At 73.0% G+C, this 22,428-nt stretch carries 20 protein-coding genes; 17 read left to right on the top strand and 3 right to left on the bottom strand.

All coding sequences use genetic code 11. The features are described 5' to 3' along the window. Positions 1–23: 23 nt before the first annotated feature. Positions 24–1,019 carry an L-glyceraldehyde 3-phosphate reductase gene (gene mgrA, locus O3597_RS20315; protein WP_281602087.1) on the bottom strand — a complete coding sequence of 332 codons (996 nt, stop codon included), beginning with the start codon at positions 1,017–1,019 and terminating at the stop codon, positions 24–26. A 71-nt stretch (positions 1,020–1,090) separates the two neighbouring features. Here mgrA and O3597_RS20310 point away from each other — a divergent pair, with 71 nt between their 5' ends. The 4 genes from O3597_RS20310 (at position 1,091) to O3597_RS20295 (ending at position 5,156) form a co-directional block, all read left to right on the top strand. Next, entirely contained in the window at positions 1,091–2,059 is a 969-nt protein-coding gene (locus tag O3597_RS20310) for an aldo/keto reductase (protein ID WP_281602086.1), read from the top strand. 58 nt (positions 2,060–2,117) lie between these two features. Next, positions 2,118–3,365, top strand: coding sequence for a histidine kinase (locus tag O3597_RS20305; RefSeq protein WP_164449946.1), 1,248 nt, complete (start codon positions 2,118–2,120; stop codon positions 3,363–3,365). Further along, positions 3,362–4,012: a response regulator transcription factor gene (locus O3597_RS20300; RefSeq protein ID WP_281602085.1), complete on the top strand. Its 651-nt coding sequence runs from the start codon at positions 3,362–3,364 to the stop codon at positions 4,010–4,012. The genes O3597_RS20305 and O3597_RS20300 overlap by 4 nt, the downstream gene beginning before the upstream one ends. 76 nt (positions 4,013–4,088) lie before the next feature. Continuing rightward, on the top strand, positions 4,089–5,156 hold the full coding sequence (locus tag O3597_RS20295; RefSeq protein ID WP_281602084.1) for a hypothetical protein: 1,068 nt from the start codon (positions 4,089–4,091) through the stop codon (positions 5,154–5,156). Between the two features lie 53 nt (positions 5,157–5,209). Here O3597_RS20295 and O3597_RS20290 read toward each other — a convergent pair whose 3' ends face one another. Continuing rightward, entirely contained in the window at positions 5,210–5,665 is a 456-nt protein-coding gene (locus O3597_RS20290) for a GNAT family N-acetyltransferase (RefSeq protein ID WP_281602083.1), read from the bottom strand. A 74-nt stretch (positions 5,666–5,739) separates the two neighbouring features. Here O3597_RS20290 and O3597_RS20285 point away from each other — a divergent pair, with 74 nt between their 5' ends. From O3597_RS20285 to O3597_RS20270, 4 genes are all read left to right on the top strand, one after another. After that, positions 5,740–6,330, top strand: coding sequence for a TetR/AcrR family transcriptional regulator (locus O3597_RS20285; RefSeq protein WP_281602082.1), 591 nt, complete (start codon positions 5,740–5,742; stop codon positions 6,328–6,330). A gap of 72 nt (positions 6,331–6,402) precedes the next feature. Next, entirely contained in the window at positions 6,403–7,857 is a 1,455-nt protein-coding gene (locus O3597_RS20280) for a sigma 54-interacting transcriptional regulator (protein WP_281602081.1), read from the top strand. A gap of 2 nt (positions 7,858–7,859) precedes the next feature. After that, positions 7,860–9,812, top strand: coding sequence for a VWA domain-containing protein (locus O3597_RS20275; protein WP_281602080.1), 1,953 nt, complete (start codon positions 7,860–7,862; stop codon positions 9,810–9,812). Positions 9,813–9,822: 10 nt separating this feature from the next. Then, on the top strand, positions 9,823–10,290 hold the full coding sequence (locus O3597_RS20270) for a hypothetical protein (RefSeq protein ID WP_281602079.1): 468 nt from the start codon (positions 9,823–9,825) through the stop codon (positions 10,288–10,290). A 26-nt stretch (positions 10,291–10,316) separates the two neighbouring features. On the opposite strand, the gene O3597_RS20265 is transcribed toward O3597_RS20270, so the two are convergent. Beyond that, a complete protein-coding gene (locus O3597_RS20265) occupies positions 10,317–11,015 on the bottom strand; it encodes an RICIN domain-containing protein (protein WP_281602078.1) in 699 nt (232 codons plus the stop codon). Between the two features lie 125 nt (positions 11,016–11,140). Between O3597_RS20265 and O3597_RS20260 the strand changes: the two genes are divergently transcribed. The 9 genes from O3597_RS20260 to O3597_RS20220 all read left to right on the top strand — a co-directional run bounded on the left by O3597_RS20260 (position 11,141) and on the right by O3597_RS20220 (position 22,285). After that, positions 11,141–12,520: an FAD-binding oxidoreductase gene (locus tag O3597_RS20260; protein WP_281602077.1), complete on the top strand. Its 1,380-nt coding sequence runs from the start codon at positions 11,141–11,143 to the stop codon at positions 12,518–12,520. Between the two features lie 22 nt (positions 12,521–12,542). Continuing rightward, a complete protein-coding gene (locus tag O3597_RS20255; protein WP_164449954.1) occupies positions 12,543–13,883 on the top strand; it encodes a class I SAM-dependent methyltransferase in 1,341 nt (446 codons plus the stop codon). A 103-nt stretch (positions 13,884–13,986) separates the two neighbouring features. Beyond that, positions 13,987–14,544, top strand: coding sequence for a helix-turn-helix domain-containing protein (locus tag O3597_RS20250; protein WP_281602076.1), 558 nt, complete (start codon positions 13,987–13,989; stop codon positions 14,542–14,544). Then, the gene (locus O3597_RS20245) at positions 14,537–15,394 is read left to right on the top strand and encodes an SRPBCC family protein (protein WP_281602075.1); all 858 of its coding nucleotides are present in this window, start codon (positions 14,537–14,539) and stop codon (positions 15,392–15,394) included. The genes O3597_RS20250 and O3597_RS20245 overlap by 8 nt, the downstream gene beginning before the upstream one ends. Before the next feature lie 127 nt (positions 15,395–15,521). Next, positions 15,522–16,664 (top strand): hypothetical protein, encoded by a 1,143-nt coding sequence (locus tag O3597_RS20240; protein ID WP_281602074.1) that lies wholly within the window; start codon positions 15,522–15,524, stop codon positions 16,662–16,664. Positions 16,665–16,731: 67 nt separating this feature from the next. Next, positions 16,732–18,222, top strand: coding sequence for a hypothetical protein (locus tag O3597_RS20235; protein WP_281602073.1), 1,491 nt, complete (start codon positions 16,732–16,734; stop codon positions 18,220–18,222). 586 nt (positions 18,223–18,808) lie between these two features. Beyond that, positions 18,809–21,133: an EAL domain-containing protein gene (locus O3597_RS20230; RefSeq protein WP_281602072.1), complete on the top strand. Its 2,325-nt coding sequence runs from the start codon at positions 18,809–18,811 to the stop codon at positions 21,131–21,133. A gap of 37 nt (positions 21,134–21,170) precedes the next feature. Next, positions 21,171–21,929 (top strand): MerR family transcriptional regulator, encoded by a 759-nt coding sequence (locus O3597_RS20225; protein WP_164449959.1) that lies wholly within the window; start codon positions 21,171–21,173, stop codon positions 21,927–21,929. Between the two features lie 71 nt (positions 21,930–22,000). Further along, positions 22,001–22,285: an antibiotic biosynthesis monooxygenase family protein gene (locus tag O3597_RS20220; RefSeq protein ID WP_164449960.1), complete on the top strand. Its 285-nt coding sequence runs from the start codon at positions 22,001–22,003 to the stop codon at positions 22,283–22,285. The last annotated feature ends 143 nt before the right edge of the window (positions 22,286–22,428 follow it).

Below are 22,428 nucleotides of genomic sequence, written 5' to 3'. Positions count from 1 at the left end.
CCGGGGGCAGGGTCCTCGGCCCGTCAGCTCAACTGGGCGTCGATGTCGGCCAGCTCCTCGGCGGTCAGGTCGAGGTTGTCCACGGCCGCGATGTTCGCCTCCAACTGGGAAACGCTGCTGGCGCCGATGATGAGACTGGTCATCCGGGGGTCGCGCAGCGCCCAGGCGAGCGCGAGCTGGGCGAGGGACTGGCCCCGGCGCTCGGCGATGGCGGCCAGTCCACGGATGGTGGCCAGCCGCTGCTCACTCACGTCGCTCTCGTTGAGGAAGACGCTGGTGCGCACCCGGGAGTCGGTCGGGATGCCGTCGAGGTAGCGGTCGGTGAGCAGTCCCTGGGCCAGCGGGCTGTAGGCGATGCAGCCGGCACCGACCCGCTCCAACGTGTCGAGCAGCCCGTCCTGCTCGGTCCACCGGTTGAACATCGAGTACGCGGGCTGATTGATCAGCAGCGGCGTGCCCAGGTCGCGCAGGATCGCCGCGGCCCGCTCGGTCTGCTCGGAGGTGTAGTTGGAGATGCCGACGTAGAGGGCCTTGCCGGAGCGGACGGCGGCGTCGAGAGCGCCCATCGTCTCCTCCAGCGGCGTGTCCGGGTCGTACCGGTGGCTGTAGAAGATGTCGACGTAGTCCAGGCCGAGCCGGCGCAGCGACTGGTCGAGCGAGGCGATCAGGTTCTTGCGGGAACCCCACTCGCCGTACGGGCCCGGCCACATCAGGTAGCCGGCCTTGCTGGAGATGACCAGCTCGTCGCGGTACGGCCCGAGGTCGCCGGCGAGCATCCGGCCGAAGTTCTCCTCGGCGGAGCCGGGCGGTGGACCGTAGTTGTTGGCCAGGTCGAAGTGGGTGACGCCGAGATCGAAGGCGCGTCGGACGATGTCCCGCTGGCGCTCGAACGGGCGGTCCGGCCCGAAGTTGTGCCACAGGCCGAGCGAGATCGCGGGCAACCGAAGCCCACTGGCTCCGCTGCGCCGGTAGGTCATCTGGTCGTAGCGCGTGTCGGCGGCGAGGTAAGTCACGATCATGACCATATCCCGAGGTACGGTCGCTGGCCTGAGCTGCGGCCGTGGTGCGCCGCGACGGGTAGCGTCGAGGTATGCGTTACGTGCGGCTCGACACTGCGAAGCCTCTGTCCAGGATCGGTCTCGGTACGTGGCAGTTCGGTTCGCGGGAGTGGGGATACGGCCCCGACTACGAGCGGCTGGCGGCGAGCATCGTCCGGCGCGCCGTCGAGCTGGGCGTGACCCTCTTCGACACCGCCGAGATCTACGGCTTCGGTCGCAGTGAACGGCTCCTCGGCGCGGCACTGGCCGCCGACCGGGACAAGGTGGCCATCGCCACCAAGATCCTGCCGGTGCTGCCGGTCGCGTCGGTGGTGCAGCAGCGGGCGGTGGCCTCGGCGGCCCGGCTCGGTGTCACCGCCATCGATCTCTACCAGGTTCACCAGCCCAACCCGGTGGTCAGCGACCACCGGACCATGCGCGGGATGCGCGTGTTGCAGGACGTCGGGCTGGTCGCCGAGGTCGGGGTGAGCAACTACAGCCTGCGCCGCTGGCAGGTGGCGGAGGCGGCACTGGGCCGGCGGGTGCTCAGCAACCAGGTCCGCTACAGCATGCTGGACCGCAAGCCGGAGGAGGATCTGCTCCGGTACGCCGAACAGGCCGGTCGGCTGGTGATCGCGTACAGCCCGTTGGCGCAGGGCTTCCTGTCCGGGCGGTACGACGCGAACCATCCGCCGGTCGGCGCGATCCGTCGGGCCAACCCGTACTTCCTGCCGGAGAACCTGGCACGCGGCGGCGCGTTGATCGAGACGCTGCGGCAGGTGGCCGCCGCGCACGACGCGACGCCGAGCCAGATCGCCCTGGCGTACGTGCTGCGTCACCCGAACGTGGTGGCCATCCCCGGTGCGTCGAGTGTGGAGCAGTTGGAACGCAACGCCGCTGCCGCGGAGATCGACCTGACCGACGACGAGTACGCGGCGCTCGTCAACGCGGCCCGGGCGTTCCGCCCGGTCACCGGGCTCGCGGCCGTACCGAAGCTGATCAGGTCCCGCATGCGCGGCTGAGCGCTGTCGTACCCCAGGTCGCGGTGACCGGCCGGCGGGGCATCGGCATCATGGGGCGATGGAATGTCCCGCGCCGCTGCGTCCGTTGGTCGCCGGCTCCACCTGGCGGCGCGGCGTGTTCCTGCTGCTCGGTGGGGTTCTCGCGCTGCCGTACGCGTTGCTCGGGGTGGCTTTCGCGCAGATGTTCACCACCCCCGGGCCGCCCCGGCTGCTGGTCCTGGTGCTGCTGGTGCCGGCGGCCACCATCGCCGTCGTACCGATCTTCCTCGGCGGTAGCCGGGCACTGGAGATCGCCGCGGTCCGTGGGCTGCTCGGGGTCGACGTGCCCGAGCCCATGCCCGGTCACCGGCTCGACCGGGAGACCCGGCTGCGCGCCGCGCTCTGGATCGGACTGCACCTGACCAGCGGCGCGCTGGTGGTGGCCGCGCTGTTCAGCGCGGTGCCGATGGCCCTGGCCTTCATCGCCGCCCAGGCGGGCGTGGACGTCGGGATCACCGGTGCCGAGCGGTTCGGGCCGTTCGACGGCCGGGACGGCGGCTGGTTGACCCTCGTCGGGGTGCTCGTGCTGGTCGCGCTCGGCTACGCCGTGGCCGGGCTCGGTGCGCTGGCCGCGTCGATGGCCCCGGCGCTGCTGGGACCGGCGTCGGCCGAGCGGATCGCGGCGCTGGAGGCCCGGGCCGCGCGGCTGGCCGAACGCAACCGGCTGGCTCGGGAACTGCACGACTCGGTCGGCCACGCGCTCACCGTCGCCACCCTCCAGGCCGGTGCCGCTCGCGAGGTGCTCGACGGCGACCCGGAGTTCGTCCGCCGGGCGCTGGCCGCCATCGAGGAGACCGGTCGGCGGGCGATGGACGATCTCGACCACGTGCTCGGGCTGCTCCGGGAGACCGGCGAACCATCGGTTGCCGCTCCCCAGCGGACCCTGTCCGACCTGGACGAACTGATCGCCGACACCCGGTCGGCCGGCACGTCGGTGCGCAGCCGCAGTCGCGGCTCGCTGGACACCCTGCCGGCGGTGGTCTCGCGGGAGGGCTATCGGATCGTGCAGGAGGGGTTGACCAACGCCGCCCGGCACGGCCACGGGCCGGTGACCGTACGGGTGGACGTGTCGCCGGACGGTCTGGAGATCGAGTTGATCAACGCGGTGGCCCGGTCGGCGTCCGGCGGTGCGGCGGCGCCGGGCGGTGGGCGGGGGCTGATCGGGATGCGGGAGCGGGTGCTGTTGCTGGGCGGCCGGGTCACCGCCGGAGTGGACGGAGAAGTGTGGCGGGTTCGGGTGCGACTGCCGATCGGGGCGGACGGATGAGCGTGGACGTGCTGATCGTCGACGACGACGAACTGGTCCGGATCGGGCTGCGGACCATCCTCGACGCCCAGCCGGACCTGCGGGTCGTCGCCGAGGCCGCGGACGGGTCGGAGGTGCCCCCGCTGGTCGCCCGGCACCGCCCGCAGGTGGTGCTGATGGACGTGCGAATGCCCGGGATCGACGGCATCCAGGCCACCCGACACCTGCTGGCCACCTCCGCCGAGCCGCCCCGGGTACTGGTCATCACCACCTTCGCCAACGACGAGTACGTCTACGACGCGCTGCGCGCCGGCGCCAGCGGGTTCCTGCTCAAGCGGGCCCGGCCGGCCGAGGTGGTGGCGGCGGTACGGGTGGTGGCGCGCGGCGAGTCGCTGCTCTTCCCGGCCGCGATCCGCCGGCTGGTCGGGGCGTACGGGCGGCGGAACGCCGACGGGCTGCGGGCGGCCCGGCTCACCGAACGGGAGGCGGAGGTGCTGCGGCTGATGGCCGCCGGACTGTCCAACCCGGAGATCGCCACCCGACTCGTGGTGGGTGTGGAGACGGTGAAGACGCACGTCGGCAACGTGCTGACGAAGCTCGGGGTGCGTGACCGCACCCAGGCGGTGATAGCCGCGTACGAGTCGGGGTTCGTCACGCCGGCCGGTTGAGGTGTCCCCCGGGAGGGGGAGACGATTCCCCTCCACCCGGGAGGGCAGGGCGGGCGTCCCGGCCGAGGCTGGGGTCATGACGAACGTAGCCCTACCCGAACACCGCGAGACGACCGGTCCTGCCGGCCTGCTCGCCCCACTCGTCGCCGGTTGGCTCGGACTGTGGGGCCTGCTCGCCCTGGTGGCGGCCGGCACCGGCACCGGCTACCCGTTCGGCGCCGACGACCCGCAGCGGGACTCGACCCTGCTCCGGCTGCTCCCCGCGGAGGCCGGGCCGCCGTTCTTCGCCGGGATGCTGCTCACCGCCGCTGCCCTGGTCCTGGTCAGCCGCAGGACCACGCCGAGCGGCCCGCTGCGGGTGCTGCTGCTCGGCTACGGCTGGGCCGTCGCGTTCCTGCTGGCCGTGGTGGTGCCCGGCGTGCAGGTACTGGCCCTGCTCGGGTACGCGCCGATGCTGCTGATCGGCGCGCCGTTCGGCTGGCCGCCGGTGGACTACGCCGACGTGTTCACCTGGCCGCTGGCCGCTCGCGTCGCCGCGATGTGCGGCGGGGTGCTGTTGAGTGGGGTGCTGCTGGAATGGCAGCGGCGTACCGCCGGTCGCTGTGTGGCGTGTGGCCGCGACGGCACCGACCGGGGGTGGGCCACCCCGGCGGCCGCCGCCCGCTGGGGCCGGTGGGCCGTCTGGGTGGCGGCGGTGATCCCCGTCGGGTACGCGCTGACCCGGTTCGCCTGGCTGGCCGGCATCCCGCTCGGCCTCTCCGCTGACGACCTCGCCGAGTTGCGCGACAGCGGCGCCGTCTGGGCGGGGGCCGGGCTGGGTGCCTTCGCCACCGTCGGCTCGGTGCTGACCCTGGGTCTGGTGCAACGTTGGGGTGAGCGGTTCCCCCGCTGGATGGTGGGGCTGGCCGGGCGGCGGGTGCCGGTGCGGCTGGCCGTGATCCCGGCGACGGCGGTCGCGGTCCTGGCCACCGCGGCCGGGCTGAACGCACTGAGCCTGCCCGAGTTCTGGGAGCCCGGCCGAGGGCTCAGCGCGGCGGGTCTCCCGCTGATGTTCTTCCCGCTCTGGGGGCTCGCGCTCGGCGCCGCGACGTACGCGTACCACCTGCGTCGTCGGGGCGTCTGCGGTCGCTGCCACCAGGGGTGACCGCCGGGGCCCGGTCCGTCGTCCGGCACGGGGGCGGGCGGCGGACCGGGCTGTCACGGCAGGTCGCGGGCGTAACAGACGGAGAGTGGCTCGCCCCGGTACGGCCCGAAGTTGTCGATGCGCCGGTAGCCCTCCCGTTCGTAGAAGCGCATCGCGTCGGGCTGGGCGGTGCCGGTCTCCAGCAGCAGAGTGCGTACCCCGGCGGCGCGGGCGGCCTGTTCGAGGGCGCGCAGGACGGCGGTCGCGACGCCGGTGCCCCGGGCCGGCGGGCTGACGTACATCCGTTTGATCTCGGCGGAACCGGCGGCGAGGAAGCGCAGGCCGCCGCAGCCGACGGCGGTGCCGTCCGGGTCGCGGGCGATCAGGAAGACGCTCACCGTCTCGGCCGTGGGTTCCTCGCCCGGCTCGTGGTCGTCGCAGCCGTAGCGGGCGTCGAGTTCGGCCCGTTGGGCGGCGCGGAGCCGGGTGGCGTCGGTCGAGTCCCAGGGTTCGCGATCGATGGTGAGCACCTGCCAGCCTTTCCGTAACGGTCGTTACCGTAACGTACGCTACGGTACGAGTCGTCGACCGGGAAGGGGTACGGATGGCCAGACGGCGTGATCTCGCCGACCAGCAGCGACGCCTGTCGGCGGCCACCTGGTCGGTGCTGGCCGAACGCGGCCTGCCCGGGCTGACCCTGCGCGCCGTCGCCGAGCGGGCCGGCTGCACCACCGGAATGGTGCTGCACACCTTCGCCGACAAGCAGGCCCTGCTCGTGCACGCCCGTGAGCTGCTGCACCGGCGTACCGGCCTGCGTGCCGACGCCGCCCAGGCCACGGCCGCCGACCCCGTGGCGGCGCTGCGAGCCGTGCTGCTCCAGGCGGCCTCGCCCACCGAGGAGAAGCGGGAGGAGGCCCGGGTCTGGGTCGGCTTCCTCGCCGCCGCGCTTGCCGATCCGGTCCTGGCCGACCTGCACCGCGACTACAACCGGCGCTTCGTCGCCCGGGTCCGGGAACTGGTCCACGCCGCCCGGCCCGACCTGGACCCGGCCGAGGCGGCCGACACCGCCACCAGCCTGGTGGCCCTCGTCGAAGGGCTCAACGCCCTCGCCTGCGTCGACCCGGAGACCTACGGCGAACGGACCCAACAGATCGCCCTCGACGCCGCGCTGGCCCGCCTCAGGGTCGAGCCCTGAACGTGCGGCAGCGTCACGCGCGACCCTCGATTCATGATCGAGCTGGGCTGACGGGGGTAGGTGCGCGCTAGCGTGGGCGGGGTGAGTGAGTCTTCGTCTGTTCCGCCGCTCCCCCCGGGCGATCTGCCCGCCACGCTCGGCGCGCTGCGCGCCGCCGGGCACCGCCACCGCACCGTCAAACAGGAACTCCGCGACAACCTGCGGGCCCGGATGCGTGACGGCGCGCCGCGGTTCGCCGGCATCGTCGGGTACGACGACACCGTGCTGCCGGAGGTGGAGCGGGCGTTGCTCGCCGGGCACGACATGGTGCTGCTCGGCGAGCGGGGCCAGGGCAAGACCCGGCTGATCCGGTCGCTGGTGACGCTGCTGGACGAGTGGACGCCGGTGATCGCCGGCTCGGTGCTCAACGAGCACCCGCTGCACCCGGTCACCCCGGCGTCTCGGGCGCTGGTCGCCGAGGCCGGCGACGACCTGCCGGTCGGCTGGCTGCACCGCTCGATGCGGTACGGGGAGAAGCTGGCCACCCCGGACACCAGCGTGGGTGACCTGATCGGCGACGTGGACCCGGTCCGGCTGGCCCAGGGGCGTACGCTCGGCGACCCCGAGACGATCCACTTCGGGCTGGTGCCGCGCACCAACCGGGGCATCTTCGCGGTCAACGAGCTGCCCGACCTGGCCGAGCGGATCCAGGTGGCGCTGCTCAACGTGCTGGAGGAGCGGGACATCCAGGTACGCGGCTACCAGCTGCGGCTGCCGCTGGACCTGCTGCTGGTGGCCAGCGCCAACCCGGAGGACTACACCAACCGGGGTCGGATCATCACCCCGCTCAAGGACCGCTTCGGCGCGGAGATCCGCACCCACTACCCGACCGACCTGGAGCTGGAACTGTCCCTGATCCGGCAGGAGGCCGACCTGGTCGCCGAGGTGCCGGAACACGTGCTGGAGGTGCTGGCCCGGTTCGCCCGGGCGGTACGCGAGTCGCCGTCGGTGGACCCGCGTTCCGGCGTCTCCGCCCGGTTCGCCATCGCCGCCGCGGAGACCGTCGCCGCCGCCGCGCTGCGCCGGGCGTGCCTGCTCGGCGCCGACTCGGAACTGCCGTCGGCGGAGGCGGTGGCGCGGGTGGGTGACGCGGTGTCGGTGACGTCGACGCTGCGCGGCAAGGTCGAGTTCGAGAGCGGCGAGGAGGGCCGGGAGATCGAACTGCTCGGCCACCTGCTGCGGACCGCCACCGCCGAGACGTTCCGGGCCCGACTGGCCGGGCTGGACCTGTCCGGCTTCACCGCGCTGGTCGAGGACGGGCAGGCGGTCGAGACCGGCGAGCTGGTGTCGGCGGCCGAGCTGCTGCGTCAGGTGGGCACGGTGCCGGGGCTGGCCAAAGTGCTCGACCGGCTCGGCATCGGCGACGCGCCGAGCACCGGGCAGGCCGCCGCGGCCGTCGAGTTCGTGCTCGAAGGACTGCATCTGAGCCGCCGGCTGGGCAAGGACGTCACCGACGCCGGGCGGACCCGCTACGGCGGCCGGGACTAGCGATGGCCGGCAACCGGTTCCGGTACGGGCAGTGGCGCGGCGGCCCCGATCCGCTCGCGCCGCCGTACGACGTGCAGGGCGCGGTTGACCAGGTCGGCGCGGAGGTGCTGGCCGGCGGCAGCCTTCGCGACGCGCTGCGGGACCTGCTGCGCCGGGGCCCGCAGGGGCGTGGTGGGCTGGACGGGCTGACCGCCCGCGCCCGCAGGCTGCGCCGCGAGGCGCTGCGCCGTGGCGAACTCGACGGTGCGGTGACCCGGGCGCGGGCGCTGCTCGACCAGGCACTTGCCGCCGAGCGGGACGAGCTGGCCCGGCGCGACGACGAGGCGGCCCGGTTCGCCGAGACGATGCTGGGAAACCTGCCCCGTTCGACCGCACAGGCGGTGCGGGACCTGTCCGACTACCGGTGGGCCAGCGACGAGGCTCGGCACACCTACCAGCGGATCCTCGACGGGCTGCGCGACGACGTGCTCGGCCAGCGCTTCGCCGGGCTGCGCGACTCGGCCCGGCTGGCGGGCGACCCGGCGGTGCAGGAGCAGGTCGCCGAGATGGTGCGGGACCTCAACGCCCTGCTGGCCCGACACGCCCGTGCCGAGGACACCACCGACGCGTTCGCCGAGTTCATGCGCCGGCACGGCGACTTCTTCCCGGAACGTCCCCGCGACGTCGACGAGCTGATCGACATCCTGGCGCGACGGTCGGCGGCCGGGCAGCGACTGATGAACTCGCTGTCGCAGCGGCAGCGGGAGGAACTCGCCGGGCTGATGCGCGAGTCCCTCGGCGACCGGCTCGCCGGCGAGCTGGCCGCGCTTGAGGGGAATCTGCGGGCGCTGCGGCCCGACCTGCGCTGGGGTCGGGGCGAGCGGATGCAGGGCAGTCAGCCGCTGGGCTACGGCGAGGCGACCGGGGCGCTCGACGAGATCGCCGAGCTGGACGACCTGCTCGACCAGTTGGGTCAGGCGCACCCCGGGGCGACCCTTGACGACATCGACGTCGACGCGGTGGCCCGGACGCTGGGCCGCGACGCGGCCGACGACGTACGCCGGCTGCGGGAGCTGGAGCGGGAGCTGCGCAGGCAGGGTTGGGTGACCCGCGCCGCCGACGGTCTGACCCTGAGCCCGAAGGCGCTGCGTCGCCTCGGCGGCACCGCGCTGCGGCAGGTCTTCGCCGAGCTGACCGCCGGCCCGCGCGGCCAGCACGACCTGCGCTCGGCCGGGGCGGCCGGCGAGGTGACCGGGGCGTCGCGGCCCTGGGAGTACGGCGACGAGCAGCCGCTGGACGTGGTGCGGACGTTGACCCGGGCGGTCCGCCGAGCCGGCCCCGGGGTGCCGGTGCAACTGGCGGTCGAGGACTTCGAGGTCGTCGAGACCGAGCGACGAGCGTCGGCGGCGGTGGCGCTCTGCGTCGACCTGTCGTACTCGATGATCTCCCAGGGGCGGTGGGGGCCGATGAAGCAGACCGGGCTGGCCCTGGCGCACCTGATGGCCACCCGGTTTCCGCAGGACGCGTTGCAGATCATCGGGTTCGGCCGGCGGGCGGAGACGCTCACCCAGCAGGAACTGGCCGCCGTCGAGCCGGACATGATGCAGGGGACCAATCTGCAGCACGCGTTGCGGCTGGCCGGTCGGCATCTGCGGCGTCATCCGGACGCGGAACCGGTGGTGCTGGTGGTCACCGACGGGGAACCGACCGCCCACCTGGACCCGGAGGACGGTGAGGCGCTGTTCGCCTGGCCGTCGTCGCCGGAGACGATCGAGGCGACGGTGCGTGAGGTGGACCGGCTCGGCCGCTACGGAGCCACCCTGAACCTGTTCATGCTGGGCGACGATCCCGGGCTGCGCCGCTTCGTCGACGCGGTGGCCCGCCGCAGCGGCGGCCGGGTGTTCACCCCCGACACCGACGACCTCGGCGAGTACGTGGTCAGCGACTACCTGCGGGCCCGCCGGGGCCGCCGCTAGGCTCGGCCGGGTGGAGGTCGACGGGCTGCGACGGGCGTACGACGCGGTGCTGGCCGAGGTCGACGCGGGCGGGTTCGGGCCGCCCCCGCCGGAGCGGTACAGCGCCGAGCAGGTCGTGGCGCACCTGATCGCCAGCGACGAGTTGATGCGCGAGGCCACCGAGGCGGTGCTGGCCGGCTCGCCGTACGCCTTCTACGATCTGGACGAGGTCCACCGGCCGGAACTGGACGAACTGGTTGCCGAGTGCGGTGGCCTCGACGGGCTCGCCGCCCGGCTGCGGGCCACCAGCGAGGGGCTGGTCGCGCTGGTGGCCCGGCTAGGCGCGGCGGCGGACACCCCGGTCGAGACGCACCTGCGTGAGGGGTTCGAACTCGTCGTCGACGAGCCGCTGCCCTGGGGCCGCACGATCGACCTGCACGCCCGCGTGCACCTGCCCCGGCACCTGAACGAACTACGGGCGCTGCGCGGCCGGTCCTGACCACGCCGCCTGGTGGTTGGGGGCGGCTACTGGAGCGTCCAGCGTTGAGCCGGGTTGCCGTCGCAGGGGGCCTGGACGATGTCGGTGCCGGCTGCGGCGCCGCCGTCGCGGGCCTGGGCGCACTTGCCGCTGTGCACGGCCACCAGGACGGTCGCCCCGCCGTCGACCGGTTGCAGCCGCCACTGCTGGTTGCCCTCGCCGTGGCAGCCGAACTGCTGCAACCGGGCGCCGTCGTCGCCGCTGCCGCCCTCGACGTCGAGGCACTGGTTGTGGGCGGCGTTGGTCAGCGTCACCGTGTCCGGGCCGAAGGCGTTGACCACCCACTGCTGCTCCGGCCCGCCGCTGCACTCGGTCAGCTTGGCGGCGGCCTTCTCACCGTCACCGTCGAGGCCGAGGCAGAGACCGGAACCGACGCCACGGAGCACCCTCGGCCCGACGATCGCGTCCGGATCCTGGCCGGGGCTCGGTGTGGGGGACGGTTCGGACGTCGTCGGGCTGGGTTCCGGTTCGCTCCCGGTCGGGCTGGGCCGCGCCGTGATCGGACCGGGGGCGGCCACCGTCGGTGCCGGCGCCGGCTCGCCGCCGCCGAGCACGCCGGTGGCGAACAGCACCCCCACCAGTACGCCGACCAGCCCCACCCCGAGTGCCGTGACGAGCAGCGGATCGCGGGGTGGTCCGGTGCGGCGGGTGCCGTAGACGCTGCCCGACCCGTCGGTGTGCGACATGCCGGCATCCTGTCCCACGGCCCGGGCCACCGGCCAGCCACCCCCGCCACCCGACCCGGAATCGAGCGAGAAACGCCTCCGATGGACATCCCGCCAGGCGGGCGCGTGGCGCGTAAAGTGATCCCATGCACGCCGTGCGTGATCATGACCTGGCGGTGGCCCAGCTGCGACGGTCGTACGCGGCGGTGCCACCCGGCCAGCCGGTGCGGTTGGCCAAGCGCACCTCCAACCTGTTCCGTCCGCGCAGCGCCCCCGCCTCCGGCCTGGACGTCAGCGGGCTCGGCGGGGTGCTGGGCGTCGACCCGGTCGCCCGCACCGCTGACGTGCAGGGCATGTGCACCTACGAACGGCTGGTCGCCGCGACCCTGCCGCACGGCCTGATGCCGCTTGTGGTGCCGCAGCTGCGCACCATCACCCTCGGCGGGGCGGTGACCGGGCTGGGCATCGAGTCGACCTCGTTCCGCAACGGGCTGCCGCACGAGTCGGTGACCGAACTGGACGTGCTCACCGGCGCCGGTGAGGTGGTCACCGCCCGGCCCGACGGCCCGCACGCCGACCTGTACGCGGCCTTCCCCAACTCGCTCGGCAGTCTCGGGTACGCGACCCGGCTGCGGATCGAGCTGCAACCGGTCCGCCGGCACATGGCCCTGCGCAACCTGCGCTTCACCAACCTGACCGCGCTGACCGAGGCGATCGGCGAGATCACCGCGACCCGCCGCTGGGCCGGTGAGAGCGTCGACGCGATGGACGGGGTGATGTTCGACCCCGGTGAGGCGTACCTGGTGCTGGGCAGCTTCACCGACGACGTGCCGGGCGTCTCCGACTACACCGGCCAGGAGATCTACTACCGCTCGCTGCGCCAGCGCCCGCACGACGCGCTGACCGTCCACGACTACCTGTGGCGCTGGGACACCGACTGGTTCTGGTGTTCGGCGGCCTTCGGCGCGCAGCATCCGGTGGTGCGGCGGTTGTGGCCGGCGCGGTGGCGGCGCAGCGACGTCTATCACCGCATCGTCCGGCTGGAGCACCGGCACCGGGTCGCGGCCCGGATCGACAGGTGGCGCGGCCAGCCGGCCCGGGAGCGGGTCGTGCAGGACGTGGAGATCCCACTGGAGCGCACCGCCGAGTTCCTGCACTGGTTTGCCGCGAACGTCGGGATGACGCCGGTGTGGTTGTGCCCGCTGCGGCTGCGGGAACCGACCGGCCCGGGATCGGCCCGGTCCTGGCCGCTGTACCCGCTCCGGCCGGGGCAGGACTACGTCAACATCGGGTTTTGGGGGAGCGTGCCGATCGCGGCGGGCGCCGCTGACGGCGACGTCAACCGGGAGATCGAGCGCGCGGTGTCGGAGGCGGGCGGGCACAAGTCGCTCTACTCCGACGCGTACTACGACCGGGATTCGTTCGACCGGCTCTACGGCGGCGGGACCTGGCACGCCGTGCGGGACCGGTACGACCCGGAGCATCGGCTGACCGGACTGTACGAAAAGGCAGTAGCACGAGCATGAGCGAGCGAAGCGGAGTGCCGGCATGAGTCTCACCGACCGAAGCCAGGGAGCGGCAGGCGCTCCCGCCACGCCGCCCCCGGGGGGCCGACGGCGTGGGCTGACCGTGGCGGACATCGTCCGGGCGGTCACCTCGGGCCCCCTGCCGGTACGCGTCACCGCGTACGACGGCAGCGCACTCGGCCCGGCCGACGCCGGGATCACCCTGTCGATCCGCTCCGAGCGAGGGTTGTCATACCTGCTCACCGCACCGGGTGACCTGGGCATGGCGCGTGCCTACGTCAGCGGCGACCTCGCCATCGAGGGAGTCCACCCGGGCGACCCGTACGACGCGTTGCGGGTGCTCGCCGGGGTGCGGATGCGGCCACCGGCGCTGGCCGACGGGGTGACTCTGGTGCGCGAGCTGGGCTGGGAGCGGCTGCTGCCACCGCCCGCTCCGCCGCAGGAGGCCAGGCCCCGCTGGAAGCGGGTCGTGGACGGCCTGCGGCACTCGCGGATCCGCGACAGCAGCGCCATCTCGCACCACTACGACGTGTCGAACGCCTTCTACGAGAAGGTGCTCGGCCCGTCAATGACCTACACCTGCGCGGTATACCGCAGCCCCGACGACACCCTGGAGCAGGCGCAGGCGAACAAGTACGACCTGGTCGCCGGCAAGCTCGCGCTGCGGCCGGGCATGCGGTTGCTGGATGTGGGCTGCGGCTGGGGCGGCATGGTCCGGCACGCGGCCCGCGAGTACGGCGTCAAGGCGCTCGGCGTCACGCTGTCGCGGGCGCAGGCGCAGTGGGCGCAGGCGGCGATCGAGCGGGAGGGGTTGACCGGCTTGGCGCAGGTGCGGCACCTGGACTACCGCGACGCACCGCGCGAACAGTTCGACGCGGTCTCCTCGATCGGCCTGACCGAGCACATCGGAGTCCGCAACTATCCGGCCTACTTCGGGTTCCTGCGGGACCGGCTGCGCCCGGGGGCCCGGCTGCTCAACCACTGCATCACCCGGGCTGACAACCGGGCACCGCACCGGTCCGGCGCGTTCATCGACCGGTACGTCTTCCCGGACGGCGAGTTGGCCGGCCCGGGGCGGGTGATCAGTGAGATCCACGATGCCGGGCTGGAGGTGCACCACGAGGAGAACCTGCGCCAGCACTACGCGCTGACCCTGGCCGCCTGGTGCCGCAACCTGGTGGAGCACTGGGACTTCTGCGTCGCCGAGGTGGGCGCTGGCACGGCCCGGGTGTGGGGGCTCTACATGGCCGGCTCACGGCTGGCGTTCGAGCGCAACGGCATCCAGTTGCACCAGGTGGTGGCGACGCGCAACGGCCCGGACGCGCTTAACGGCTATCCGCTGCGCCCGGACTGGCTGCCCTGACCGCCGCGCCGCGCTACTGAGCGAGGCCGCGCCGGAAGCTGCCGGCGCGGCCTTTCTCGACGCCATTGACAAGGAAGTTTTTTACGTACAAACTGATTTTGCCATGAGAGACGTCCTGTACCTGGAGCAGATCGAGCAGGCCGAGGTGCTGCTGAAACCGCAGCGCGTCGAGATCCTGCGGCAGCTGGCCGAGCCACATACCTGCACCGAGGTGGCCGCCCGGCTGGAGCAGACGCCACAGCGCGTCTACTACCACGTCAAGCAACTCGTCGCGGCCGGGCTGGTCGAGCAGGTCGACAAGCGCAAGGTCCGCGGCATCACCGAGGGCATCTACCAGGCCGCCGCCCGGTCCTACTGGCTCTCGCCGCGTCTGGTCGGCCGGATCGGGCTGCGTCGTGCCCGCGACGAGCTGAGCCTGGGCTACCTGCTGGACCTGATGGAGGAGGTCCAGGCCGACGTCGCCGCCCTGGACCGCACCGCCCCGGAGCTGCCGTCCATCGGCGTCTCCGGCGAGATCCGGGTGCCGGCCGAACGCCGGCAGGAATTCCTGCACGACCTGCAGTCCGCGCTGCAGGAGTTGTTCACGCGCTACGGCGGCGCCGAGGGAGACGCCTTCAAGCTCGCCGTGGCCTGCTACCCGAAGGGGACCGACCGTGACTGAACCGATGACCTTCGCCGTCCGCCTCGGCGCACCGATCGCGCGGGTGCGCCGAGCCCTGACCGAACCCGCCGAACTGCGCGTCTGGCTGGCCGAGCACGCCGAGGTCGAGCTCCCCGAGCGGTACGAGTTCTGGGGCCGCTACACGCCCGAGGGCGACGCTCCACATCAGCGGGTGCTGCACGCCGACGACGACCGGCTGCGCTTGGCCTGGCTGCTCGACGGGGTGGAGACCACCACCGAGATCACGCTGAGCGCGGAGGGATCGGACGCCACCGTGCTGCGGCTGTCGCAGACCCACTTCGACTTCAACGACGTGGTCAACGGCACCAGCATCCGGGGCGTCCTGCAGACCTTCTGGGCGCTCTCGGTAGCCAACCTGGAGTGCCACCTGGCCGGCCAGCCGCTGCTGCCAAAGGTGGACTTCACCAGCACCGACTTCCGTGGCGAGCTGGTCATCGCCGCGCCCGCCGACAAGGTGTGGGAGTCCCTGACCGACTCCGAGCAGGCCAGCGCCTGGTTCGGCTACCCGATCGGGATCGAGCCCTGGGTCGGCGGTCGGTACGCCATGGGCGGCTTCGACAGCGGCTTCGCCGCGAAGGTGGTCGACCTGGAGCCCGGCCGGAAGATGTCCGTCGACTGGGGAGCCCCCGGCGTCACCAGCTGGGAGCTGACCGAGTCCGAGGGGAAGACCAGGCTGACCTTCGTGCAGAGCGGCTTCGACGAGCAGAACCCGCCGTACGCCGCCTGGGCCGGGTCGGTATCCGGGCTGGCCGAGCTGCGCCGCTTCCACGAGGTGCCCGGCTGGCAGCCGATCTGGCTGCCCGAGGAGACCTCGGCTACGGCCGGCTGAGCCGTACCGGCGCGGGCGGCCACCGGACACCCCCGGTGACCGCCCGCACCCGGCGACGCATCAACCGGCGCGCGACGGGGTGGTGGCGGCGGGCCGGAGTTCGCGGACGCGGCTATCGTGGCCTGTCGTGACGGGTACCGAGCAGCGACTGGCCGCGATCCGGGGTGACGCACCGCCGAAACGGCACAACGCCCGGACGATCGCGGCGTTGACCGGCAACCCCGGCTGCACCCGGCGGGCCGTCCTCGACGGCGCCGGGGTGGACAAACCGGCGCTGGCCGAGCGGATCGGCTTTCCCGCCCGGTTCGGGCAGTCCCGGTTCGCCATCACCCGGGGCAACACCTTCGAGGCTCAGGTGAAGGCCGACGGCGGTGCCGAACTACTGCGACTGGTCGCGGAGCGGCTGGGCGTACCGGTGCCGGCGGCAGCCCACTGGACGGATCTCGGCGGCGGCGACGACCTGGCCGACCGGGCCCGCCGCTCGGCGACCCTGCTCACCGAGGCGCTGCCGCCCACCGGATCTCACTCCGACGAGCCGGCCGGTGCCGGAGAACCGTCGCCCGTCGGCGAGCCGGCGGCGCTGTTCGACCATCCGATGCTCGGCCTGGCGGTCGCCGGGCAGCGGGTGCATCTGGAACCGGACCTGGTGGCCGCCCGGCTGGGCGGCCGGTTCCACGTGGTCGAGATCAAGTCGTTTCCGGTGATCGACGGCCAGGCCGACCCGGCGAAGCTGGCCGCCGCGGCGGTGCAGTCCGCCGTCTACGTGCTGGCGCTGCGGGAGCTGCTCACCGCCCGGGGTCACGACCCGCACCTGGTGTCGCACGAGGTGGTGCTGGTCTCCCCCCGGGACTTCAGCAACGCGCCGGTCGCGCATCTGCTCGACGTCCGCCGGCAACTGCTGGTGGTCCGCCGGCAACTGGACCGGATGGACCGGCTCGACACGCTGCTGGTCGACGTACCGGCCGACTTCACCGCCGATCCGGCCGCCGATCCGGCGATCCTGGCCGCTTCGCTGACCCGGGTGCCGGCCCGGTACGCCCCCGACTGCCTGGCCAGTTGCGAGCTGGCGTACTTCTGCCGGCACGAGGCGCGGGGGCAGACCGGCGCGCTCGGTCGCCCGGTCCGCGAGGCGCTGGGCGGGATCGCCGACGTCGACGAGGTGCTGGCACTCGCCGGTGGGGAAACCGTCACCGACCCCGAGCGGGCGGAGGCCGCAGCGCTGCTGCGGACCGCGGCCCGCCTGCGCGCCGACGCCCTCGCCACCGCATGAGTAGCGGGCGCGTCAGGCAGTCTGTGGCGGCAGCTCCGGCCGGCACCCGGCGCGGCGGAGTGCCGACATGAGCACGTTGCGGGCGCTGGCGGCGGCGCAGGCGGTGGCCGCCGGGCTGGCCCAACCGGTGGCCACCGTCCGGCATCTGCACCTGTCGAGGCGACCGCTGGTGCTGGTGCCGTTGGCGATGGCGGGGGAGGCCAACGCTCCGCTCGCCGCGATGGTCGGCTCGGCTCCCGGCGAGGGACGGCTGCTGATCGTGCCGCAGCCGCGCAACCGGGACCAACGGTTCGCGTTCGCCGCCGAGCTGGCCGCGATCGTGCTCCCCTATATCGACGGGCACCGCACGGCGAACGAGGCGGTCGCCGTGGACCGGGGCCGGGACGTCCGGTACCGCTACCTCGACGCACCGCAGCTGCTGGTACCTAACCCGGCAGGGGTGACGTTCCTGCGGCTGCTCGGTCGGTCCACCCGGTTCCGTCGCGCCGACGGCGAGTATCCGGTACCGCCGCAGGTGCCGCTGCTGGGCCGCTGGCTGACCTTCTTCGCCGAACGGGCCGAGCATCCCGGCTCGTCGACGCTGGTGGCGATGACGCAGGCGTTGACGCTGCACTGGGCGACCGGGCAGAGCGCGGTGGAGGATCTGCACCTGCCGGCGCTGCTGGGCTGGATCGCCCCGCCGGCCGGGCTGTCCGGAGCCGAGGCGGCCGCCCGCGCCGAGGACCCGTCGAGCTGCCCACCGGCCGGCCCGGCCACCGACCCCGAGTTCGACAACCGGCTGCTGGCGCCGGCCATCGAGGCGTACGCCGCCGCCGACGACGAGGCGACGCGCGTTGAGGCGTACGCCGAGCTGGAGCGGCTGCTGCGCGACCAGCTCACGCCCACCTGGGAGCTGATGTGGCGTGGCCTGGGGTTGCTGCGTGCCCTGCCGCCCGGCGCCCGGGTGGCCGGGCGGTGGGACGGCGACCGGGACGCCTTCACCGCCCACGCCGACCATCTCGACTCCGACGGTGCGCCGCAGCCGCGCCGGGACGGTGCGGTGGCCGCCGCCGCCCGGCTGCACCGCCTGGAGCGGGCCGCCGCGACCTACGCGGTGCAGCGTGCCTACGACGATCCGCTGGTGATGGCGGAGTACCGGCTGACCGGGGAGGCGTTCGTCGGTGAGGTGCTGCTGGCCGATCCGACCCGGATGGACGACAGTGGCCGCCGGCCGGTGCTGCGCCCGCGCATCCAGCTGCTGACCACCGACCCGGTACTGGCGCCGGTCGGCGTGACGCTGACCAGCCCGTCCCGTCCCGGGCAGAAGGCGCGGCTGGTGTTCGTCACCCCGACTGCCGACGGCAAGACCGAGGTGGTGCTGGAGCTGTCCGGCGGGATGGGGCGCGGCCTGACGGCCAGCCCGGGCAGCGTGCCGGAGGTGGGGGAGCGACTCTGCTACACCACGCTCAGCGACGCCTACGTGCCGGGCGCGGCGTTCCCCACCGCGGATGAGACCCCGTGGACCCATGGCGGTCCACCCGCGTCCGCAGCGGCGGCGCCCGACGAACAATGGGCGTGAACGCAAGTGCCCGCCCCACGGAACACCCGCCCTGACGAACCCACCCAGCGCCGAGCCGGACCGTCGACCGCCGGGAGTAACCATCCGCGGCCAGGGACACCATCCCCTTCGGACGCTTTGCTCTGCTTACCTATACGCACAGGTTGCGCTGAGTGATTGCGGCGAACGCCGCGCCACTCCGACAAGGCCTGCTCAACGTGGGGTTGCGTATAGGTAAGCAGAGCAAAGGTGGAAGGCGGCATTGTCGGTGGCGGGCCCGGTGGTGACGTTCAATGACTTGTCGTCATGGCTACGAGGAGTAATGACCGCGTTGCGGTGGGTCTTGGTCGGCGGGCTGCAGTGGGAGGCCCGGCCAGCATGGCGCCGTCCCCGGCGGTGCGAGCCCGACCGGCGCGACAGGGGCACCACGGGGCGACCGCGAGCGGGTCGCTGCCCGCGTCGCCGCATTCGGGAACCGTCGGGTGGGGTAGTTGCGTACCGGTGGATCTGGCGGGGTGGCGGCGGGCGTGGCTAGGCTTTCGGGGTTTGCCGGGGCCGGACCTCACCGTCGAGGGTGTACGCACGAGAGAGAGCCGGAGCGATCGCTGTGTCGCGGAAGGACGTCGAGCGGGCCGCCGCGCGCTCGCCTGGAACGGACCGGGTGGGCCGGGTGGGGCTGGTCGGTGCCGGCGTCGTCGTCGCGGTCGAGGCGCTGTGGCTGATGCTCGGGCTGCCCGCCGGCGCGTTGGTGAGCGATCTGGGTGCGCTCACCGTGGCGGGCTGGGCCGCGATCGCCTGCGTCGCGGCGTCCCGCCGGCATCCGACGGTACGCCGGTTCTGGCTGCTGCTGGCCGCCACGATGGCGTTGTCGCTGGCCGGACGGGCACTGTGGACATCGCAGCGGCTGCTCGGTGAGAGCCTGCCGCACACCCTGCCCATCGGGTTGATCTTCGCGGCCAGCCTGGTCACCGGCACCGCCGCGTTGTTCTGCTCGGTCACCGCGCCGCGTACCAGGGTGGGTCGGGCCCGGACCCTGCTCGACGGGGTGATCGTCGGGCTGGCGCTGATTCCGATCGGCTGGCTGTTGATCTTCCGCAACGTCAGCCTGGCCGACCTGGACGAACCACTGCGTACGGCCGGCCTGCTGTACCCGATGTTCGACCTGGTGCAGCTGACCATCCTGATCGCGGTGGTCGGTCCGAGCCGGCCGGTGTGGCGGCCGCTGGCGCTGCTCGGCGCGAGCCTCACGGTCCGGGCGGTGGCCGACACGGTCTACGTGTCGTGGGTGGCCGCCGGCACCTACCAGCCCGGCACTCCGATCGACGTGCTCTGGCCGTTGAGCTACCTGCTGATCGTGGCCGCGACCCGGATGCCCCCGCCCCGGGACCACGGCGCCGACGAGGAGGCCGGGGACGCCCCGTTGCCGCCGTGGTGGCGGGTGGTGCTGCCCTACCTGCCGGTGGGCGGGGCGATCGTGGCGACCATGCTGGCCCGCGACGCCAGCGGCCACACCCCGTTGCCGATCTTCCTGGCGATGATGGCGTTGTTGGCCACGCTCGCACTGCGGCAGGGGCTGGCGGCCAACGAGAACCTGCGCCTGGTGAGGCAGCTACGCAAGCTCGCCTACGTCGACCAGCTCACCGGGCTGCCGAACCGGCTGGCCTTCACCCGGCGGCTGCGTGGTGCGCTGCGTGGCACCAACCGGGTCGCCGTGCTGTTGCTCGACCTGGACGGGTTCAAGCAGGTGAACGACCGGTTCGGGCACACCACCGGCGACACGCTGCTGTCCGGTCTGTCCCGCCGGATGCGCCGGGCGGTCGGCGACGACGGCCTGATCGCCCGGATCGGTGGGGACGAGTTCGCGGTGCTGGTAACCGACGGACGGCCGCTGGCGCCGGAGCGGCTGGCCGAGCGGCTGCTCAGGGCACTGCAACCGTCTCCGGGAGAGGAACTGGTCGGGGTGCACCCGTCGGCGAGCATCGGCATCGCCGAGTACGGGCCGCAGCACATCTCCCACACGGATCTGCTGCGCGACGCCGACATCGCCATGTACGCGGCGAAGGCGGCCGGCAAGTCCGCGTACCGGCGGTGCACACAGGGGCTGCGGGAGTCGGCGGTGAGCCGGGCCGAGCTCATCGCCGACCTGCGGCGGGCGGTCGACGAGGAGCAACTGCACCTGGAGTTCCAACCGATCGTGGATCTGGCCACCGGGGCGGTACGCAGCGCGGAGGCGCTGGTGCGGTGGCGTCACCCCCGGCTGGGCGTGCTCAGCCCGGCCCGCTTCCTGCCGCTGGCCGAGGAGACCGGGCTGATCCTGCCGATCGACAGGTGGGTCATCCACCAGGCGTGCCGGGCGGCGGCCACCTGGCAGGAACACGTGCCGTCCGCGACGGTGGCGGTGAACATCGCCGCGTCGCACCTGCGCCGGCCCGACCTGATCGCCACGGTCACCGAGGCCACCGCGGGTGCCGGGCTGGCACCCCGGGCGCTGACCCTGGAGCTGACCGAGTCGGCGCTGATCGAGGGCAGCGACGCGGTGCTGGACCGGCTGGGCCAGCTGCGCGAGCTGGGCATCCGGATCGCCATCGACGACTTCGGCACCGGGTACTCGTCGCTGAGTTACCTGCACCGGATCCCGGCGACCGAGTTGAAGATCGACCGTTCGTTCGTGTCCCGGATCCCCGAGGACACCCGGGCGTACGCGACGGTGGAGATGGTGACCCGGCTGGCCGGCGCGTTCGACCTGGGCGTGGTGGCCGAGGGGGTGGAGACCGAGCGGCAGCACGAGGCGGTGGCCGCGATCGGCTGCGCGCAGGGGCAGGGCTACCGCTACGGTCGACCGGCCAGCCTGGCCGAGCTGCGTACGGTCCTGGTGAACTGCGACCCGCCAGGTGTGTCCGGCGTCGCAGAATCGGGCTTGACCCTCACCTAACGGCAGGCGGGACCGTGGTTCCCGGAAAGGGGGAACCATGGCCCACACGGTAGGTCAGGTGGCGAAGCTCGCCGGCGTGACGGTCCGGACGCTGCACCACTACGACGAGATCGGACTGCTGACGCCGAGCGGGCGGAGCGGCTCGGGATACCGCCGCTACTCGGAGGCGGATCTGGAGCGGTTGCAGCTGATCCGGTACTACCGCGAGCTGGGGTTCCCGTTGGACGAGATCGCCGTGATCCTCGACGACCCGGCGAGCGGCCCGGGAGCGCACCTGCGTCGCCAGCACGAGCTGCTGACGGTGCGGATCAAGCGCCTGCAGGAGATGGTCGCGGCGATCGAATTCGCGATGGAGGCGGGCAAGATGAACATCCGACTGACCCCGCAGGAGCGGTTCGAGGTCTTCGGCGACTTCGACCCGGACGCGCACGCCGAGGAGGCGGAGCGGCGGTGGGGCGGCACCGAGGCGTACCGGGAGTCGAACCGGCGGACGTCGAGCTACCGCAAGGAGGACTGGCAGCGGCTCAAGGCCGAGACCGAGGACTGGGGGCGGCGGATCGTGGCGCTGATGGCCTCGGGCGCACCGGCCGAGGGGCCGGCGGCCATGGAGTTGGCCGAGGAGCATCGGCAGCAGATCAGCCGGTGGTTCTACGAGTGCACGTACGAGATCCACACCGGGCTGGCCGACCTGTATCTGGCCGACGAACGCTTCACCGCGCACTATGAGGCGATGGCACCCGGGCTGACGGAGTACCTGGCCGAGGCGATCCACGCCAACGCGATCACCCGTGCCTGATCGGGCGTGCGGACGAGGGCGGATCGGGAGAGTATGACTGGCGTCCGCTCTCCCGATCTTCGGAGGTTGCCTTGCTGATCGTCGCCGGCACGCTACAGGTCGAACCCGCCGGGCGGGACGACTACCTGGCCACCTGCGCCGAGATCGTCCGCCAGGCCCGCGAGGCACCCGGTTGCCTCGACTTCGCCATCAGTGCGGACCTGATCGAGCCGGGGCGGATCAACGTCTATGAGCGGTGGGAGTCCGAGGAGCAGCTGCTGGACTTCCGTGGCTCCGGCCCGGAACCGGAGCAGCAGGTCGCGATCGTCGAGGCCGAGGTGCAGAAGTTCCTGATCAGTACCGTCGAGTCACCGTGATCGCCCGCCGACGTGGGCGCGGGACCGGACGGGTCGGGGAGAACCCGCCCGGCCCCGCGGTCAGCGGCCTGGGGTGCGCGGCGTCGCGGCCGGACCGCTCCCGGTAGGCGCACCGGGGACGGTCACGGTCGTTCCGCCACCGG

Origin of the sequence: Verrucosispora sp. WMMA2044, assembly GCF_027497155.1 — a bacterium.
In the GTDB taxonomy this organism is placed as follows: Bacteria; Actinomycetota; Actinomycetes; order Mycobacteriales; family Micromonosporaceae; genus Micromonospora; species Micromonospora palythoicola.
Note: the sequence above shows the minus strand (reverse complement) of the source record. Positions and strands in the feature narration are given on the sequence as shown.